An 18,432-nucleotide genomic window follows, 5' to 3' on the forward strand; every position below is an offset into this window, starting at 1 on the left:
AAAATCATATTTGTGGCTTGCAGGGATACTACGCGCTTGTCGGGGCCTCGCGGCAGGTAGATGCTGCGTGTCTGATCCTTGGAGCCCGCGCCATGTTGCTGCCCGTCCCCGTTGCCGTCGCCGCCTGTTCCTGCCGTGCCGGGGGCCGCCTGTGAGCGGCGCGCCGGTGAGTGCGGGGGCGATCGAGCGCGACTGGCGCACCCCGCTGGAGCTGACCGTGCTGGGTGCGATCTGGGGGTGCTCGTTCCTGTTCATGCGCGTGGCGGTGCCGTCGTTCGGCCCCTATGCGCTGGTGGAAGTGCGGCTGCTGCTGGGCGCGCTGGTGCTGCTGCCGTTCCTCTGGCAGGCACGCGCGCAGTTCCCGGCCAGGCGCTGGTTGTGGCTGGTGCCGATCGGCCTGATCAACTCCGCCATTCCGTTCGTGCTGTTCGCCTGGGCCGCGCAGCGCGCACCGGCGGCGATCGGCGCGATCTGCAACGCGATGACCGTGCTGTTTGCCGCGCTGATCGCGTTCCTGTTCTTCGGCGAGAAGATCGGCATGCGTCGTGCGATCGCGCTGCTGGTCGGCTTCGGTGGCGTGGTGGTGCTGGCCACGGCCAAGGTGTCCGGGCTGAGCATCGGTGCGGCGGTGATTGCCGGTTCGCTGGCCGCGCTGCTGTACGGATTGGGCGTGAACCTGGTCAAGCGCCACATGACCGGGCTGCCGCCGGCGGCGTCGGCCGGTGCCACGCTGGGCAGCGCGGCGTTGCTGATGCTGCCGCTGGCGCTGACCCACTGGCCTGACGGGCCGATACCCGCCGTGTCGTGGGCCTGCGCGATCGCGCTGGGCGTGGTCTGCACCGGCTTCGCCTTCCTGATGTTCTACCGCCTCATCGCGCGCATCGGCCCGGCGCGTGCTTCCACCGTGACCTACCTGGTGCCGATGTTCGGCGCGCTGTTCGCCTGGCTGTTCCTGGGCGAGCCGGTGACCTGGGCGATGGTGGTCGCCGGCGCGTTGATCCTCGGCAGCGTCGCCGCCAGCCAGAAGCGCTGACGCGACGCGACATCCATTACCGCACGGGCACGGGGATGTTGCAGAGATCGATATGCCCGGCGGCGCGCTTGTAGAAGTCATCCACGCGGTTGCGCCGTGCTTCGACCGTATCGGCGAAGGTCTTCGAATCGGTACGCAGCACCTGCAGCGTGGGCCGCTGCGCTTCCGGCAGGTCGCTCACCCGCTGGATCGAGCGGATCGCGGTGCGCTGCGCCGGGTCGGCGTAGAAGCCCATCGGGGCCGGTCCGCGCGGCAGCGCGCTGAGCAGTTCCATGCCCTTGAGCACCCGACCCACCACGGTGATGTTGCGGTCCAGCTGGCGCGGCGACTGGCCGGTGACCACGTACAGCTCGGCGCCGATGCTGCTGTCTTCCTCGTTGTTGCGGCCCGCACCGAGCGCGCCGTAGCAGTGTGCGAGCCAGGTCTTGCCGTCCTTCGCATCCTGGCCCACCGGGAAGCCGTCCACGAAGCCGGTGCGTTCGGCCCAGCCGTCGCGGTCCGGCAGCAGGCTCACTTCCAGGCCCCTGCTGTCGCGCTGGAACTCGGCCGGCAGCTTGCGCTTGGCGCTGCCCAGCGGCTTGGCCTTGGCCGCGTCATCGGCATCGGCATCACCGAACTGCACCACGAAGTTGTCCTGCGCACGGTAGATGCTTTCGCCGTCCCAGAAATGCTCATGGGCCAGGGTCTGGATGTTGGCCACGTGCTGCGGCGCGAAGGCCGGGGCCAGCTCGATCAACACCTCACCGGCATCCAGCTTCATCACCAGCAGGTTGGCCGGGTCCGGCGTGCGCCAGTCGCTGGCCGGCGACGCTTCCAGGATCTGCTGCGCGCTGCGGTAGGGCGTGGCCGCCGTGGCAACGCCCGACAGCAGGCAGGAAAGGGCAAGCGCGAGCAGGGCAGGACGGCGTGGCGACATGGTGGACCCCAGGATGAACGATCCCCGATTCTGCGCGAAGCGCGGCGCCGGCCGCCAGTCCGCCCCCCTGTCCGCCGGCAGGGTGACTAACGGCACGTTCGCTATAGCTGACTTCACACTAGTGTTGACTCCACGCTAGCTGGAGGACGGTCATGAGCGACCACGAGGCCCACCTGAAGAAGTTCCAGAAGGAGCTCAGCGCCGGCACGGTCTCGCTGGCCCTGCTGGCGGTGCTGGCGCGGACCGGCGAGCCGCTGTACGGCTACCTGATCGCCAAGGAGCTGGAGCGGGTCGGGGAGGGCGTGCTGAGCGGCAAGCAGAGTGCGCTGTACCCGGTGCTGCGCAACCTGGAGGGCGCCGGGCTGCTGGAAAGCCAGATTGAACCGTCGGTGGCCGGGCCACCGCGACGTTACTACCGCATCAATGAGCGCGGCCGGCAGGTGCTGGAGCAGTGGACCCAGGCCTGGCGTGCCACCCGAGATTCCGTTGATTCCGTGCTGGAAGGGGTACTGCAATGAACGAAGAAAGCATGAGGGGCGGTGGCCTGCCCACCACCATCGGGCAGTACCTGGCGCAGCTGCGCGCGGCCCTGCACGACGCCGACCCGGCGATGGTGCAGGACGCGCTGTACGACGCCGAGGAATACCTGCGTTCGGAGCTGGCCGCCCAGCCCGGGCGCAGCGAAGCCGAGGTGATTGCCGACGTGGCCGGCAGCTATGGCGCACCCGAGGAAGTGGCCGAGATCTACCGCGAAACCGAAATCACCGTGAACCGCGCGCTGCGTACCCCCAGTGCCAGCGTGCGGCCGATCGCCCGGGTGGTGCCGGCGCAGGTGGCACCGGGTGTTGCCGCCGCAGCGGCTGCAGCGGGGAGCGAAGCGCCGCCCAGCGATCGGGTTCCGCCGCATCGTTCGGCGCTGGCACGCTTCTTCGGCGTGGCGCTGGAACCGCGCACCTATGGCGCGCTGTTCTACATGCTGCTGTCGCTGGCGACCGGCATCTTCTTCTTCACCTGGGTGATCACCGGCTTGTCGCTCTCGCTGGGGCTGCTGATCCTGATCATCGGCATTCCGCTCACGGTGCTGTTCTTCGGCTCGGTGCGTGGGCTGGCGCTGCTGGAAGGGCGGCTGGTGGAAGTGCTGCTGGGCGAGCGCATGCCGCGCCGGCCGCGTTACGCAGACCGCAGCCGCAGCTGGCTGCAGCGCATCGGCGACATGTTCACCGATGGACGCACCTGGCTGACGATGCTGTATTTCATGCTGATGCTGCCGCTGGGCATCATCTACTTCACTGTGGCGGTCACGCTGCTCACCGTGTCGCTGGTCTTCATCTGGGCGCCGGTGGCTTCGATGTTCGCGTTGGGCGCGCCGAGCCTGTACTTCGAAAGCGAACTGGTGGTGCTGCCGCTGTGGGCCACCCCGGCGCTGGCGGTACTGGGCGTGGTGATCCTGTTCTGCACCATGCACCTGGCACGCATCATCGGCCACCTGCACGGCCAGATGGCCAAGCACCTGCTGGTGCGCCTGTAATTGCTGGAGGTGACGACCAACGGTCGTCACCTACCGGGCGTTACCCCGCTTTTTTTCGGATCGGGGTGACGTTGCTTGCGGCCTTGGTCGCCTTCTTCGGCTTCGCCGCAGCCTGCGCATTGGCGGCGAAGAAATCGCGCACCTTCGGGTACACCGTTTCGCGCCAGCGACGGCCGCTGAAGATGCCGTAGTGGCCGGCGCCCTCGACCACGAAGTGCTCACGGCGCGCAGCCGGAATGCCGGTGCACAGTTCCTGCGCCGCTTCGGTCTGGCCCAGCCCGGCGATATCGTCCAGCTCGCCTTCGATGCTCAGCAGCGCGGTGCCGGTGATCGCGCCGGGATCCACCAGCTCACCCTGCACGTACCACTCGCCGCGCGGCAGCAGGAATTCCTGGAAGACCACGCGGATGGTGTCCAGGTAGTAGCGCGCCGGCATGTCCAGCACTGCGTTGTATTCGTCGTAGAAACGGCGGTGCGCATCGGCATCTTCCATGTCGCCCTTGACCAGGTCGGCATAGAAATCCCAGTGCGAACTGAAGTGCCGGCTCGGGTTCATCGACAGGAACCCGGCATGCTGCAGGAAGCCCGGGTACACGCGGCGGCCCGCGCCCGGGTAACCCGGTGGCACGGTGTGGATGACGTTGTTCTCGAACCACGACAGCGGGTTCTGGGTGGCCAGGTTGTTGACCGCGGTCGGGCTGCAGCGCGCATCGATCGGGCCGCCCATCATCACCAGCGAACGCGGCGTGGTTTCACCGCGGCTGGCCATCAGCGAAACGGCGGCCAGCACCGGCACGGTCGGCTGGCACACGCTGACCACGTGCAGTTTCTCCGCACCGAGGTGGCGGATGAATTCCTGCACGTACGCAATGTAATCGTCCAGGCTGAACTCGCCTTCGCTGCCGGGCACCATGCGCGCGTCCACCCAGTCGGTGACATACACGCGGTGGTCGCGCAGCAGGGTGCGCACGGTGTCGCGCAGCAGCGTGGCGTGGTGGCCGGACAGCGGCGCCACCACCAGCACGAACGGCTGGTTGAGCATGGTGTTGAGCTGGTCGGCTTCGTTGCTGTGGCGCTTGAAGCGCAGCAGCTTGCAGAACGGCTTGCTGACTTCTTCGTGCACCACGATCGGCACGCGCTCGCCGTCGACCTCGATTTCGTTGATGCCCCACTCGGGCTTCTCGTAATCCTTGCCGATGCGATGGAACAGCTCGTTCACCGCCGAAAGGCGGTCGGCACCGGGCATCTGTGACCACCAGTGCCCCTGGTTTGCGAAGAACTTGGCGTTGGCCTGGGCCTGGTGCACCCAGGGCGCGAGCAGGTTGCGGGTCAATTCATGCAGTTGATAGAGCATGACGTCCGAATATGTATGGTCTTATGTTGCCGCGCAGCATACTCCACCCGGGCCGAAAGCGCCTTAATGGGCCGATTCGTCGCAATCGGGCCTGAGATCAGCGTCCGCCACGTTCGAGCGCGGCGGCATGGCCGGCCAGCGCCGGTGACAGCCAGCAGTGCGAGCCCAGCGCGGTAAAGCCTTCGGCGGTGAGCTGGCGGCGGTACCAGGCCGCCGGGCGGGCCTGGAAGCCCTCGTGGTCGCCCTCGAACTCATCCTCGGCGGTGAACGCCTCCAGGAACGCCACGCCGCCGGTGAGCTCGGCGAAGCCGGCCAGGGCCGGGCGCAGTTCGCGGGTGGGCACGTAGTGCATCACGTCCGAGCAGACCAGCAGGTCCACCGGCGCGCACGGGCGCAGCCAGGCGAAATCGCCGACGCGGGCCGGGTGCAGGTTGCGGCTGCGGCCGTAGCGCTGCACCGCATAGTCGCTGCTGTCGAAGCCCATGTACTGCATGCGCGGGCGCAGCTTGAGCAGCGGCGCGCGCCAGGCGCCTTCACCGGCGCCGATGTCCAGCACGCTGCGGATCGGGCGTTCCAGGTAGTACTCGGCACTGGCCACGGCCAGCGCGACCTTGCGCGCCAGGCGCGCCGCGCCACCGGTCTGGTCGGGCTGGTACCAGCGCTGGAAGTAGGCCTGGTCGTAGGTCTTCTGCATGCGGGGACAGGGGTCGAGGACGTGGGTGCACATGGTAGCCGAGCGCGCTGCGTCAATCCGCCGCGCATGCGCTGCCCGCGTGAATCGGCCAGAATGAACGACATCCCAAGCCAGCCGCCGGAGCAAGCGCATGCAGTCCTACTACTGGGTCAAGACCTTCCACCTGCTGTTCGTGGTGGCGTGGATGGCAGCGGTGTTCTACCTGCCGCGGATCCTGGTCAACCTGAGTGAGACCGCCGGGCAGCTGCCGGTGGTGGAGCGCCTGCAGCTGATGGGCCTGCGCCTGTACAGGTTCGGCCACATGATGTTCGGCTTCGCGCTGATCCTGGGGCTGGTGCTGTGGCTGGGGTACTGGGTGATTCCGGATTTCCCGACCATGGTCGCGCCGGGCGCGGCGGGCTGGCTGCACGCCAAGCTGGGGCTGGTGGTGCTGCTGCTGGTGTACTACTCGTGGACCGGGCGGCTGCTGAAGGGCGCGGTGAAGGGCAAGGTACTGCCGTCGTCGCGCGCGCTGCGCTGGTTCAACGAGCTGCCGCTGGTGCTGTTCATCGGCGTGGTCTGGCTGGTGCTGGCCAAGCCTTTCTGAGGCACAAAAAAACCGGGCATGGCCCGGTTTTTCTTGCCACAACCGCAGCGGCCGATCAGGCCACTTCGTACGCACCGTACCCACGCAGGCGCTCGTAGCGTTTCTGCAGCAGGTCTTCGGTGGACAGCTTTTCCAGCGCGTCCAGCTCGTTGAGCAGCACGGCCTTCAAGCGCTTGGCCATCTGGTTCGGGTTGCGATGCGCACCACCGGTCGGCTCGCGCACGACCTTGTCGACCAGGCCCAGGCTCTTCAGGCGCGGCGCGGTCAGGCCCAGCTGTTCGGCGGCGTCCTTGGCCTTGCCCGCATCCTTCCACAGGATCGAGGCGCAGCCTTCCGGGCTGATGGTCGAGTACACGCTGTATTCCAGCATCACGGTGCGGTCGCCCACGCCCAGTGCCAGCGCGCCGCCGGAGCCGCCTTCGCCGATCACGGTGCAGATCACCGGTACCTTCAGTTCGGCCATTTCCATCAGGTTGCGCGCGATCGCTTCGGACTGGCCGCGCGATTCGGCATCGATGCCCGGCCAGGCGCCGGCGGTGTCGATCAGGGTCAGTACCGGCAGGCCGAATCGTTCGGCCATCTTCATCAGGCGCAGCGCCTTGCGGTAGCCTTCCGGCTTGGGCATGCCGAAGTTGCGCTTGATCTTTTCCTTGGTGTCGCGGCCCTTCTGGTGGCCGATCAGCATCACCGAACGGCCGCCGATGCGGGCCAGGCCACCCATGATGGCCTTGTCGTCGGCGAAGGCGCGGTCGCCGGCCAGCTCCTGGAATTCATCGCAGAAGAGGCGGATGTAGTCGGCGGTGTACGGGCGCGAAGGATGGCGGGCCAGCTGCAGCACCTGCCACGAGGTCAGGTTGCGGAAGATCTGCGCGGTACGCAGCCGCAGCTTGTCCTGCAGGGTGCGCACTTCGGCCTCGACATTGACCGCCGGGCCGGCGCTTGCGCTGCGCAGCTCCTGGATCTTTGCCTCCAGATCAGCGATGGGTTGCTCGAAGTCGAGGTAGTTCGGATTCATCGGAAGCCGTCGTGAAGAAAAGAGGGAAAGTGTAGCCGAATGCGTCTAAATGCCCCGTACGCCGTCGTCTGGTCGGTGCCTAGTTCGCCCATGGCGGGCTGTACCGGACTTTCAGTGTACGCACTGCCGGGTCGGCCCGCAGGGCGTCCACCAGCTGGCTGTCCACGCGCACGGCGGTCTCGCCGGCCACGTCCAGCATGCCGGCCACCGGGCCCTGCTCGGTGCCCAGCAGCAGGTCCAGGCGCAGGGGGGTGCGGCCGGGACGGTGGCGGTCGAGCAGGCCGTTCACCCGCGCCCACACCGGGTCGCCCTGGCGCAGGTCCAGGCGCAACGACAGGCGGGTGGCGTAATTGGCGCAGATTTCCTCGAAGTCCCAGCACTGCCGGATGCGCAGGGCATAGCCGCCGTTGAACTCGTCCTCGCGCAGGCCGCCCTTGACCACCAGGATGCGGTCCTTGGTCATCAGGTGGCCGAACTCGGCCAGGCCGTCGGTGAACGCGCTGCACTCGACCCGGCCCTTGCCGTCCTCGAGCTGCATGAACACCTGGCTTTCGCCCTTGCGGCGCACGCCGACCACCAGGCCGGCCAGGATCACCGGGGTTTCCTGGCGCCAGGCGCGCTTCTCGCCATCCTTGCTGGGGCGGGCGGGGGGAATGAGTTTTTCCAGCATGCCCAGGTCGGTGCCGACCAGTTCCTTGACGTCGTCGGCATGCGGGTCGAACGGATGGCCACTGAGGTAGAACCCCAGCGTTTCGCGTTCGCCGTCCAGCAGCTGGCCCAGACCCCATTCCTTGGCTTCGGGCAGGTCCAGCTGCAGCGCGGTGCTGACCGGGTCGGGCGCGCCGAACAGCGAGTTCTGGCCGGAGGCCTTCTCGCGCGACATCTGGTCGGTGGCCTTGAGCACTTCAGGCAGCTGCAGCATCAGCGAGGCGCGGTTCTTGCCCAGGCCATCGAGGGCGCCGCAGTTGATCATGGCTTCAAGCGTGCGCCGGTTGAGCTTGCCCGATTCGATGCGCATGCAGAAATCCAGCAGCGAGGCGTAGCGGCCCTTGGCCAGGCGCTCATCGACCACCGCTTCGCAGGCACCCTGGCCCACGCCCTTGATGGCGCCCAGGCCGTACTGGATGGTGTCGGCGCTGGAGGCTTCGAACATGTACGCCGATTCGTTCACGCGCGGCGGCAGCACGGTCAGGCCGAGGTTGCGCACTTCGGCCAGGAAGCCCACCACCTTGTCGGTGTTGTCCATGTCCGAGGAGAGCGTGGCCGCCATGAACTCGGCCGGGTAATGGCGCTTGAGCCAGGCGGTCTGGTAGCTGACCAGTGCGTAGGCCGCGGCGTGCGACTTGTTGAAGCCGTAGCCGGCGAACTTCTCCATCAAGTCGAAGATTTCGTCGGCCTTGGGGCCGTCGACGCCGCCCTTGGCCGCACCCTCGCGGAAAATCTCGCGGTGCTTGGCCATTTCGGCCGGCACCTTCTTGCCCATCGCGCGGCGCAGCAGGTCGGCGCCGCCGAGCGAGTAACCGCCGACGATCTGCGCCATCTGCATCACCTGCTCCTGGTACACCATGATGCCGTAGGTGTCTTTCAGGATCGCTTCGGTACGCGGATCGGGGTAGATGATTTCTTCCTGGCCGTGCTTACGCGCGTTGAAGGAGGGAATCAGGTCCATCGGGCCGGGGCGGTACAGCGACACCAGCGCGATGAGGTCTTCGAAGCGGTCGGGGCGCGCGTCCTTCAGCAGGCGGCGCATGCCCGAGGATTCGAACTGGAACACCGCACCGGTGTTGCCGTTGGCGAAGATGTCCTTGTAGGTAGGCGCATCGTCGAGCGGCAGCGCGGTGATATCGACCGGCGGAATGCCGGCGCGGGCGTGGCGCTTGTTGATCGCCTTGACCGCCCAGTCGATGATCGTCAGCGTGCGCAGGCCGAGGAAGTCGAACTTCACCAGGCCGATTTCTTCGACGTCGTTCTTGTCGAACTGGGTGACCGGGTTGCGGCCACGGCCGCCTTCATCGTGTTCGGCGAACAGCGGGCAGAATTCGGCCAGCGGTTCGGGCGCGATCACCACGCCACCGGCATGCTTGCCGGCGTTGCGGGTAAGGTCTTCGAGCTGGCGTGCCAGGTCGATCAGGTCGCGCACGTCGTCTTCGTTCTGGTAACGCTGGATCAGCTCCGGCGATGCCATTTCCGTGTCCTTGCCTTCGCCCATCGCATCCTTGAGCGAAATGCCCAGGATGTTGGGAATCAGCTTGGACACGCCATCGACCAGGCCATACGGGAAGCCAAGCACGCGCCCGGAGTCGCGCACCACGGCCTTGGCGGCCATGGTGCCGTAGGTGATGATCTGGCTGACGCGTTCGCGGCCGTACTTGCGCGCGACGTAGTCGATGACTTCGTCGCGGCGGTCCATGCAGAAGTCGATGTCGAAGTCGGGCATCGACACGCGTTCGGGGTTGAGGAACCGCTCGAACAGCAGGTTGTACGGAATCGGATCCAGATCGGTGATCTGCAGCGCCCAGGCCACCAGCGAGCCGGCACCGGAACCACGGCCGGGGCCGATCGGAATGCCCTGGTTCTTGCCCCACTGGATGAAGTCGGCCACGATCAGGAAGTAGCCGGGGAAGCCCATCTTGATGATGGTGGCCAGCTCGAATTCCAGGCGTTCGACGTAATCCTCGCGGGTCTTGCCCTCGGCCAGCGGATTCTTTTCCAGGCGCGCTTCCAGGCCCTTGCGCGATTCGCTGCAGATCCAGCTGTCCAGCGTTTCGTTTTCCGGCACCGGGTAGTTGGGCAGGAAGTAGGTGCCCAGCCGCATTTCGATGTTGCAGCGTTCGGCCAGCGCCAGCGTGTTGTCGATCGCATCGGGGATGTCGGCGAACAGCGCGCACATCTCTTCGGGCGACTTGAGGTACTGCTGGTCGCTGTAATCGCGCGGGCGCTTGGGATCGTCCAGCACGCGGCCGGAGGAAATGCATACGCGCGCTTCGTGGGCGCTGAAATCGTCCGGGCGCAGGAAGCGCACGTCGTTGCTGGCCACCACGGGCAGGCCGCGCTGGCCGGCGGCCACCAGGGCGAACTGGTTGAACGCTTCTTCGCCTTCGCGACCGGTACGGGTCAGCTCCAGGTGCAGGCCATCGCCGAACACGCGCTGCCAGTCGGCGAGCTGCTGCTCGGCCAGGTCATGGCGGCCTTCGCCGGCCAGGCGCCCGGCCAGGCTGTCGCGGCCCGCCAGGGCAAACAGGTTGTGGCAACCCGCCTTGAGCCAGTCGGGGTGCACGGCCACGCCGCCTTCAGGGCGGTGGCCTTCCATCCAGGCGCGGGTAAGCAGCCGCGACAGGCTGAGGTAGCCTTCGCGGTCGCGGCAGAGCAGGGTCATGCGCCAGGGGGTCATGCCCTCTTCGGCGATCATGATGTCGGCACCGGCAATCGGCTTGATGCCGACCGTTTCAGCGGCCTTGTAGAACTTGACCAGCGCGAACAGGTTGTTCAGGTCGGTCACTGCCAACGCGGGCAGGTTCAGTTCGACGGCGCGGCTGAGCAGGTTGGCCTGCTTGGCCTTTTTCGGGTCAGCCTGATCCGGTTTCGCCGGGACACGGATGGTCGAATCCGCCAGCGAAAACTCGGTGTGGACGTGCAGATGTACGAAACGGGAAGTGGACATGCCGGGCCAATGTAATGCCCGGTCAGGGTAGCCGCGCGGGGCAAGCGGAACAAGGCTTGACAGGTCGTTGGGTTAAGGCCGAAGCCTCAAGCTGAAGCCAGAGCAGATGCCAGAGCCAGAGCGCTTGGGCGGTTGGGCTATCGGCTGGGGCGGCGGCGGGGGCAGGGGTACGGGACACGCCGTAAACCCATCCCTGGGGGCTCTCTTGCAACATCCATGTTGCAAGGAAAGGTCCCGTACCCCTGCCCCCGCCCCCAACGGAAGGTCGGCTCGCACGGGAGGGCGGAAGCAAAGGCTCTGTTCTTGAAGTTCGTTGGGCACCAGCCAACTGTCAAAGGGCGGCGGGGGTGGGTTTGCGGGACCGTAGAGCGCCATGGATGGCGCGAACGAGCCTACATGGACGTACTTGCGGCGTGTCCCGCAAACCCACACCCGTCGCCCAAGCCAGCCGAACCCCGACGAGCCGCTTTTGCTTTCGCTTTTGTCGTTGCTGTTGCTGTTGCTGTTGCTGTTGCTGCTACTGGGTCAGCCAGCAGCAACCAACGCACCGTCCAGGCAATCACGCACGGGCGCGAAGCTGCGGCGGTGGTGGGGGCAGGGGCCGTGGGTGCGCAGGGCGGCCAGGTGGGCCGGGGTGCCGTAACCCTTGTGCTGGTCGAAGCCGTATTCGGGGTGCTGCTCATGCAGCTGGAGCATGTAGCGGTCGCGGCTGACCTTGGCCAGGATCGAGGCGGCCATGATCGCGCGGTCGAGCGCGTCGCCGCCGACCAGCGCCTGCGCGGGGCAGGGCAGGCCCTTGGGCACCACGTTGCCGTCGATGCGCGCGAACTGCGCCACGTGCGCGACTGCTTCGACCGCCCGGCGCATGCCCAGCATCGTGGCCTGGTAGATGTTGAGCGAATCGATCTCCGCCACGTCCACCATCACCACGTGGAAGGCCAGCGCCCGCTGCTGGATCCTGTCGAACAGCTGGTCGCGGCGGAGCGCCGTGAGCTGCTTGGAATCGTCCAGCCCGTTCAGGCGCGGGCGGTCCGGGCAGAACACCACCGCCGCCACCGCCACCGGACCGGCCAGCGGGCCTCGGCCCGCTTCGTCCACGCCCGCCACATAGCGCGGCGCCACGGTCGCCAGCGCCGCCCCGTCGAACAGCGCCAGCGAGGCCGCCGCGGCGTGGCGGCGGCTCATGCCGGCGCGTTCCCGTGCGGCTTGCGCGCCAGCAGTTCCGCCACCGCGTCGGCCGCGCGCGCCGACGCATCCTGGCGCAGCTGCAGGTGCAGCTTCTCGTACGTGTCCTGGATCTCGATGGCGCGCTGCGGGTGGTCGAACCACTGCAGGATCGCGTCGGCCAGCTTGTCCGGCACGCAGTCGTGCTGGATGAGTTCCGGCGCCAGATCCTTGCCCGCCAGGATGTTCGGCAATGCGAATCGGTCCACCTTGATCAGGCCGAGCGCCTTCACGATGCGGTAGGTCAGCTCCGCCACGCGGTAACCCACCACCATCGGCCGCTTCACCAGCATCGTTTCCAGCGTGGCCGTGCCCGACGCGAGTACCACCACGTCCGCGGCGATCATCGCCGTGCGCGCCTGTCCGTCCAGCAGGTGCGAATACGCCACCGGCAGCGCCGAGCGCGACAGCTGTTCCTGAATCAGCGCCCGGCAGGCCGGATTGGCCGCCGGCACCACCACGTGCAGGCCTGGAATGCGTTCGGAGACCTGCCAGGCCGCTTCAAAGAATGCGCCGCCCAGCTTGCTGATCTCGCCCAGCCGGCTGCCCGGCAGGACCGCCAGCACCTTGGCGTTGGCCGGCAGGCCCAAGGCCACGCGGGCCTCTTCGCGGTCGCTGTGCAGCGGAATGTCATCGGCCATCGGGTGGCCGACGAACCGGGCGTCGATGCCGTGGCGGGCATAGATCGGCGGTTCCATCGGGAACAGGCACAGCACCAGGTCGGCGCTGGCGCCGATCTTCTCGGCACGCTTCTCGCGCCATGCCCAGACCGACGGGCTGACGTAGTGCACCGTGGTGATGCCGCGCTGCTTCAGCCAGCGCTCCACGCCCAGGTTGAAGTCCGGTGCATCGATGCCGATGAACACGTCCGGCTGCCACTCCAGCACGCGCGTGCGGAACTCACTGCGCAGCTTCAGCAGGCGCGGCAGGTGGCGCAGGATTTCGGTGAGGCCCATGACCGCCAGCTCGCTGGCATCGAACCAGGTCAGGCAGCCGGCGCTGCGCATCGCATCGCCGCCGATACCGGCGAACTCGGCGTCGGGGAACCGCTGCTGCAGTTCGCGCACCAGGCCGGCGCCCAGGAGGTCGCCGGAGGCTTCACCGGCGACCAGCGCAATCCGCAGCGGTCGCGAAGAGCCCGGCGCCGTCATCGCAGCAGGGGCCTCTCGGCGTGCTCGATGAAGTCCAGCATGTCCTTGACGTCGGCGCTCTGCGTGGCCTGTTCGGCCAGCTGCACCTTGGCTTCGGCCAGCGGCAGGCCGGCCACGTACAGCGTGCGGTAGGCGCGCTTGATGCTGGCGATGCGCTCGGCATCGAAGCCGCGGCGCTTGAGGCCTTCGCTGTTGATGCCGCGCGGGCGGCCCAGCGAATCGCTGCCGACCATGGTGAACGGCGGCACGTCGCCGTTGGTCAGCGCACCCATGCCCAGGAAGGCGTGGGCACCGATCCGGCAGAACTGGTGGGCACCGGCGAAGCCGCTGATGATCACGTAGTCGCCCACGGTCACGTGGCCGGCCAGGGTGGTGTTGTTGGAGAACACGCACTGGTTGCCGACGTGGCAGTCGTGCGCGATGTGGGTGTAGGCCAGCATCCAGTTGCCGTTGCCGATGGTGGTGATGCCACCGCCGCCACCGGTACCGCGGTTGAGCGTGACGAATTCGCGGAACACGTTGTCGTCGCCGATCACCAGTTCGGTGCGCTCGCCGGCGTACTTCTTGTCCTGCGGTTCGCCGCCCACGGCAACGTGGCCGATGAAACGGTTGTTGCGGCCGATCCGGGTCGGGCCGTGGATCGAGCAGTGCGGGCCGACTTCGGTGCCTTCGCCGATCTCGACATCGGCACCGATCAGGCAGAACGCACCGATACGTACATCCGCCGCCAGTTTCGCCGACGGGTCGATGACCGCGGTGGGGTGGATGAGCGGCCCGTTCATTCGCGGGTGCCGGCGCAGAGCACTTCGGCGCAGGCGACGATCTCGCCGTCGACCTTGGCCACGCAGTCGTACACCGCCATGTTGCGGATCACGCGCTTGATCTCGACATGCATTTCCAGCACGTCACCGGGCACGACCTGCTTGCTGAAGCGGGCCTTGTCCACCTTCACCATGTAGAACAGCTTGGACTGCGCGTCGCGGCCCAGGGTGAGCTGGGTCAGCACGCCACCGGCCTGGGCCATGGCTTCGATGATCAGCACGCCGGGCATGATCGGCTGGCTGGGGAAGTGGCCCTGGAAGAACGGCTCGTTGATGCTGACGTTCTTGGTGGCAACGATGGTGCGCTTCTCGTAATCGATCGCGACAACCTTGTCGACCAGCAGGAAGGGGTAACGGTGCGGGATCAACGCCTGGATCTGGGTGATGTCCGGCAGCTTCTGTTCGTGGCTCATTCCTTCTCCTTGCTCACAGACAGGATGCGACGGGCCAGGGCATCGAGCTGCTTGAAGCGCGCGGCGTTCTTGCGCCACGTGCGATTGTCGGTCAACGGGGTCCCGGACGAGTATTCGCCCGGTTCGGTAATGGAGTTGCGCACCACGGACTTGCCGGTGATCACCACCTTGTCGCAGATCTCGAGGTGGCCGACGACGCCGACGGCGCCGCCGAGCAGGCAGTAGCGGCCGATCTTGGCGCTGCCGGCAATGCCGGTGCAGCCGGCGATGGCCGAGTGGGCGCCGATCTGGACGTTGTGGGCGATCTGGACCAGGTTGTCCAGGCGCACGTCGTTGTCGAGCACGGTATCTTCGAGGGCGCCGCGGTCGACGCAGGTATTGGCGCCGATCTCGCAGTCGTCGCCGATGCGCACGCCGCCCAGCTGCGGCACCTTGATCCAGCTGCCGGCGTCCATCGCCAGGCCGAAGCCATCGGCGCCGAGGACGGCGCCGGGATGGATGCGCACGCGCTTTCCGATGCGGACGCGGGTGACCAGGGTGACGCGGGCGATCAGTTCGCAACCGCTGTCCAGGCTGCAGTCTTCGCCGATGATGCTGCCGGCGCCGATGATGCAGTTCTCGCCGATCACGCTGCGCGCGCCGATGGTGACGAACGGGCCGATGTGGGCGCTGGCGGCGACCTGTGCCTCGGGATCGATCACGGCGCTGGGGTGGATGCCCGGCGGCCGGGTCGGGGCGATGTCGAACAGCGCGCCGATCTTGGCGAAGGTGGTGTACGGATCCTTGGCGATCAGCGCGGTACCGGGCGCGGCTTCGGCGTCCTCGGCGCGCAGGACCACGATGCCGGCCTGGCTGTCGGCCAGCTGGGCGCGGTAGCGCGGATTGGCCAGGAAGGTCAGCTGGCCGGGGCCGGCATGGGCAAGCGTGGCCACGCCACGGATGGCGGTGCTGCCATCACCATGGACCTGCAGGCCAAACTGCTCGGCGAGTTGCTGGGCGGTATAGGTAGGAGTGTTCACGCCGGGAGTTTACCGTGTGGCGTGACTTCGGTCATGTTCGGGGGGTTGGGGTGGCCTTCCTATCTTCAGGTGGCAGGCGATCCAGTAGCGCCGGGCTCTGCCCGGCTTCATGCACTTGGGCGAACAGCCTGTGGCCCGTGATCTTCTGGTTTGGCGGGACGGTGCGGGTTTGCGGGGGACGCCGTGAATCCGTCCCTGGAGGCTTGGTCGCCGCATCCATGCGGCTCACACCCCCGCAAACCCGCCCCGACCCGCCTTCGACGGATGACAGGTGGCCACGGGAAATCAAAAGCAGGCGCGCCCGGCCCGTAGGGGCACGCCATGCGTGTCTGCTCTTGCGATCCGCCCGCGACCATCCTTGGGGGGAGGCCGGCGGGCAGCCCCCGGAGGGACTGTCAAAAACATGGATGTTTTTGCCAAGCCTCCAGGGATGGATTCACGGCGTGTCCCGGAGCGGGGCTGCCCGTCGGCCTCCCCAGCACGCAGCAATGGAAACGCTGCCGTTCGCCGTTCGCCGTTTCCCCAACGCCACAAACAAAAACGCCGGGCAATGCCCGGCGTCTTTGTGTGCGATCGGTGGGTTTAGAACTGGCCACCGAACGTGAACTGCAGGCGTTCGATTTCGTCGCCGTCTTCCTTCTTGAGCGGGAAGGCGTAGCTGATCGAGATCGGGCCGACCGGGGCGCGCCACAGCAGGGCGACACCGGCCGAGGCACGCAGCTCGTTGGCCTTGAAGTTGTCCACGCCGGTGTACACGTTACCGACGTCGAAGAACGCCGAGACGCGGGCCGACGGGCTGTCGAACAGGCGCGGGAAGTAGGCTTCGATCGAGCCGACGGTCTTCAGCGAACCACCCAGCGGCTGGCCGCGGTTGTACGACGCGGTCGGCTCCGAGCGCGGGCCCAGGGTGTTGTCTTCGAAACCACGCACCGAGTTGGTACCACCGGCGTAGAAGTTTTCGAAGAACGGCAGGCCGGAGGCGGTGACGGTCTTCACATAGTCAGCCGAGGACGTGTTGCAGTCCACCGTCTGGGTCGGGTTCGGGTTCGCGGTGGTCGGTGCGGTGTAGCACAGGTCGCGGGTGACGTCGTTGCCGTAGCTGTCGCCGTAGCCGATTTCGGCGCGGGTGTTGATGACCAGCGACGGGATGATCGGCCAGTACTTGGAAACCTGGTAGTTCAGCTTGTAGTACTCGACCGTCGAGCCGGGCAGGGTGGTTTCCAGGCCCACGCGCTGGTACATGCCGCGGGTGGGCATGAAGTAGTCGTTACGCGTGTCGCGGGCCCAGCCCAGTTCGGTGCGCCAGGAGTGGAACGTCTTGCTGCCGATGGCGTTGATGTAATCGATGATCGACTGCGGCGTGGAGCCCTGGTACGTGGTGATCTGGTTGCTGTCGATGCCCACCATCAGCGAGACGGTGTCGTTCTCGGTGATCGGCACGCCGAACACCACCTGCGCCGCACCGTTGGTGCTGTTGTACTGCGCGGTGTTGAAGTCGGAGTAATCCAGTTCGCGCCAGGACAGGTTGTAACCCAGCGACACGCCATCGTCGGTGAAGTACGGGTTGGTGTAGGAGAAGCCGTAACGCTGCAGGTAGCTGCTGCGCGACGCTTCGACCGACACGCGGTTGCCGCCGCCCAGGAAGTTGTTCTGCGACAGCTGCACCGAGGTGGTCATGCCGTAGGACTGCGAATAGCCCAGGCCGAACACGAAGCTGCCCGAGGTGGTTTCCTTGACGTTGTACACCACGTCGACCTGGTCGTTGCTGCCGGTCACCGGCGGCGTTTCGACATCCACCGATTCGAAGTAGCCCAGGCGCTGCAGGCGGATCTTGGAACGGTCGATCGCGGCCTGCGAGTACCAGCTGTTTTCGAACTGGCGCATTTCACGACGCAGCACTTCGTCGGAGGTGCGGGTGTTGCCCTTGAACACGATGCGGCGCACGCCCACGCGCGGACCCGGCACGACCTGCATGTTGATCGCCACGGTACGGTCGGCGCGGTTGCTGGTCGGGATCGGGTTCACCTTGGCGAACGCGTAGCCGATGTTGGACAGCGAATTGGTGATGGCGTCCGAGCTGAATTCCAGCAGGGCGCGCGAGAACGTATCGCCGGATTTCTGGATCAGCATGCGCTCCACGTCTTCCTGCGGAAGGATGGTGTCGCCGGTGACCTTGATCTCGGAGATCTTGTACTGCTCACCTTCGGTCACGCCGGCGGTGATGAACATGTCGCGCTTGTCGGGACTGATCGAGACCTGGGTGGAATCGATGCTGAAGTCCACGTAGCCGCGGTCCAGGTACCAGGCGTTGAGCTTTTCCAGGTCGCCGGACAGCTTTTCCTTGGAGTACTGGTCATCGCGGCGGTACCACGACGCCCAGTTGTGCTCCTTGGATTCCCAGGTTTCCAGGATGTCCTTGGACTCGAACTTCTCGGTGCCGACCAGGTTCACGTGCTGGATCTTGGCGGCCTTGCCTTCCTTGATCGCGATGGTGATGTCCACGCGGTTGCGGTCAAGCGGGCTGACGGTCGGGGTGATCTCGACGTTGTATTTGCCACGGTCGTTGTACTGGCGGCGCAGTTCCTGGGTCACGCGGTCCAGGCTCAGGCGATCGAACGTGCCGCCTTCGCTCAGGCCGATGTCGCTCAGGCCCTTGAGCAGCTGGTCGCTCTTGATGTCCTTGTTGCCGGTGACGGTCAGCTTGTTGATCGCCGGGCGTTCCTTGACCGTGACCACCAGGATGTCGCCCTGCCGCTCAAGCTGGACGTCCTCGAAGAAGCCGGTCTTGTACAGGGCACGGATCGACTCGCCGACCTTGTTGTCGGTCAGGGTCTCGCCACGTTCCACCGGCAGGTAGGTGAACACGGTACCGGAGGTGATGCGCTGCAGACCATCGACACGGATGTCGCTGACGGTGAAGGGCTCGGCTGCCTGGGCCAGGGCGGGCGCGCCGAAACCGGCGGCGAGTGCGAGGGCAAGCAGGCGGCGATTGGGGAGTCGCGTCATGTCACGTCCGG

The 18,432-nt window shown here is 66.7% G+C and carries 13 protein-coding genes and 2 pseudogenes; 4 read left to right on the top strand and 11 right to left on the bottom strand.

All coding sequences use genetic code 11. The annotated features are described in order from the left end of the window. Positions 1 to 151 precede the first annotated feature (151 nt). Entirely contained in the window at positions 152 to 1,033 is an 882-nt protein-coding gene (locus NMB40_RS04675; protein ID WP_494361037.1) for a DMT family transporter, read from the top strand. Between the two features lie 16 nt (positions 1,034 to 1,049). Here NMB40_RS04675 and NMB40_RS04680 read toward each other — a convergent pair whose 3' ends face one another. After that, the gene (locus NMB40_RS04680; protein WP_494360304.1) at positions 1,050 to 1,949 is read right to left on the bottom strand and encodes a peptidylprolyl isomerase; all 900 of its coding nucleotides are present in this window, start codon (positions 1,947 to 1,949) and stop codon (positions 1,050 to 1,052) included. Between the two features lie 152 nt (positions 1,950 to 2,101). Between NMB40_RS04680 and NMB40_RS04685 the strand changes: the two genes are divergently transcribed. Next, positions 2,102 to 2,467, top strand: a complete 366-nt coding sequence (locus tag NMB40_RS04685; protein ID WP_282246780.1) for a PadR family transcriptional regulator — start codon at positions 2,102 to 2,104, stop codon at positions 2,465 to 2,467. Between the two features lie 377 nt (positions 2,468 to 2,844). Beyond that, positions 2,845 to 3,477, top strand: a pseudogene (locus tag NMB40_RS04690) (sensor domain-containing protein); the annotation flags it as partial. Positions 3,478 to 3,517: 40 nt separating this feature from the next. Here the strand turns inward: NMB40_RS04690 and NMB40_RS04695 are convergent. Together NMB40_RS04695 and NMB40_RS04700 are read right to left on the bottom strand one after the other, a co-directional pair. Further along, on the bottom strand, positions 3,518 to 4,831 hold the full coding sequence (locus NMB40_RS04695) for a polyhydroxyalkanoate depolymerase (protein WP_494360305.1): 1,314 nt from the start codon (positions 4,829 to 4,831) through the stop codon (positions 3,518 to 3,520). Between the two features lie 97 nt (positions 4,832 to 4,928). Continuing rightward, a complete protein-coding gene (locus NMB40_RS04700) occupies positions 4,929 to 5,525 on the bottom strand; it encodes a class I SAM-dependent DNA methyltransferase (protein ID WP_494360306.1) in 597 nt (198 codons plus the stop codon). Between the two features lie 130 nt (positions 5,526 to 5,655). On the opposite strand from NMB40_RS04700, the gene NMB40_RS04705 reads away from it, so the two are divergent. Continuing rightward, positions 5,656 to 6,111 carry a CopD family protein gene (locus NMB40_RS04705; protein ID WP_494360307.1) on the top strand — a complete coding sequence of 152 codons (456 nt, stop codon included), beginning with the start codon at positions 5,656 to 5,658 and terminating at the stop codon, positions 6,109 to 6,111. A 55-nt stretch (positions 6,112 to 6,166) separates the two neighbouring features. On the opposite strand, the gene NMB40_RS04710 is transcribed toward NMB40_RS04705, so the two are convergent. The 8 genes and pseudogenes from NMB40_RS04710 to bamA all read right to left on the bottom strand — a co-directional run bounded on the left by NMB40_RS04710 (position 6,167) and on the right by bamA (position 18,421). Further along, entirely contained in the window at positions 6,167 to 7,126 is a 960-nt protein-coding gene (locus NMB40_RS04710; RefSeq protein WP_494360308.1) for an acetyl-CoA carboxylase carboxyltransferase subunit alpha, read from the bottom strand. A 79-nt stretch (positions 7,127 to 7,205) separates the two neighbouring features. Further along, entirely contained in the window at positions 7,206 to 10,787 is a 3,582-nt protein-coding gene (gene dnaE / locus NMB40_RS04715; RefSeq protein ID WP_494360309.1) for a DNA polymerase III subunit alpha, read from the bottom strand. A 525-nt stretch (positions 10,788 to 11,312) separates the two neighbouring features. Next, on the bottom strand, positions 11,313 to 11,972 hold the full coding sequence (rnhB, locus tag NMB40_RS04720) for a ribonuclease HII (RefSeq protein WP_494360310.1): 660 nt from the start codon (positions 11,970 to 11,972) through the stop codon (positions 11,313 to 11,315). Continuing rightward, positions 11,969 to 13,144 (bottom strand): annotated as a pseudogene (lpxB, locus tag NMB40_RS04725) (lipid-A-disaccharide synthase); the annotation flags it as partial. The pseudogene lpxB and the gene rnhB, both read right to left, overlap by 4 nt. 14 nt (positions 13,145 to 13,158) lie before the next feature. Continuing rightward, positions 13,159 to 13,944 (bottom strand): acyl-ACP--UDP-N-acetylglucosamine O-acyltransferase, encoded by a 786-nt coding sequence (gene lpxA / locus NMB40_RS04730; protein ID WP_494360311.1) that lies wholly within the window; start codon positions 13,942 to 13,944, stop codon positions 13,159 to 13,161. Then, positions 13,941 to 14,396, bottom strand: a complete 456-nt coding sequence (fabZ, locus tag NMB40_RS04735) for a 3-hydroxyacyl-ACP dehydratase FabZ (RefSeq protein WP_068850460.1) — start codon at positions 14,394 to 14,396, stop codon at positions 13,941 to 13,943. Before fabZ ends, lpxA begins: the two co-directional genes overlap by 4 nt. Continuing rightward, positions 14,393 to 15,415, bottom strand: a complete 1,023-nt coding sequence (lpxD, locus tag NMB40_RS04740) for a UDP-3-O-(3-hydroxymyristoyl)glucosamine N-acyltransferase (RefSeq protein ID WP_282248351.1) — start codon at positions 15,413 to 15,415, stop codon at positions 14,393 to 14,395. Before lpxD ends, fabZ begins: the two co-directional genes overlap by 4 nt. A gap of 582 nt (positions 15,416 to 15,997) precedes the next feature. Next, positions 15,998 to 18,421, bottom strand: a complete 2,424-nt coding sequence (gene bamA / locus NMB40_RS04745) for an outer membrane protein assembly factor BamA (protein ID WP_448142341.1) — start codon at positions 18,419 to 18,421, stop codon at positions 15,998 to 16,000. Positions 18,422 to 18,432: the final 11 nt, after the last annotated feature.

The organism is Stenotrophomonas sp. FBCC-B152, assembly GCF_059134105.1.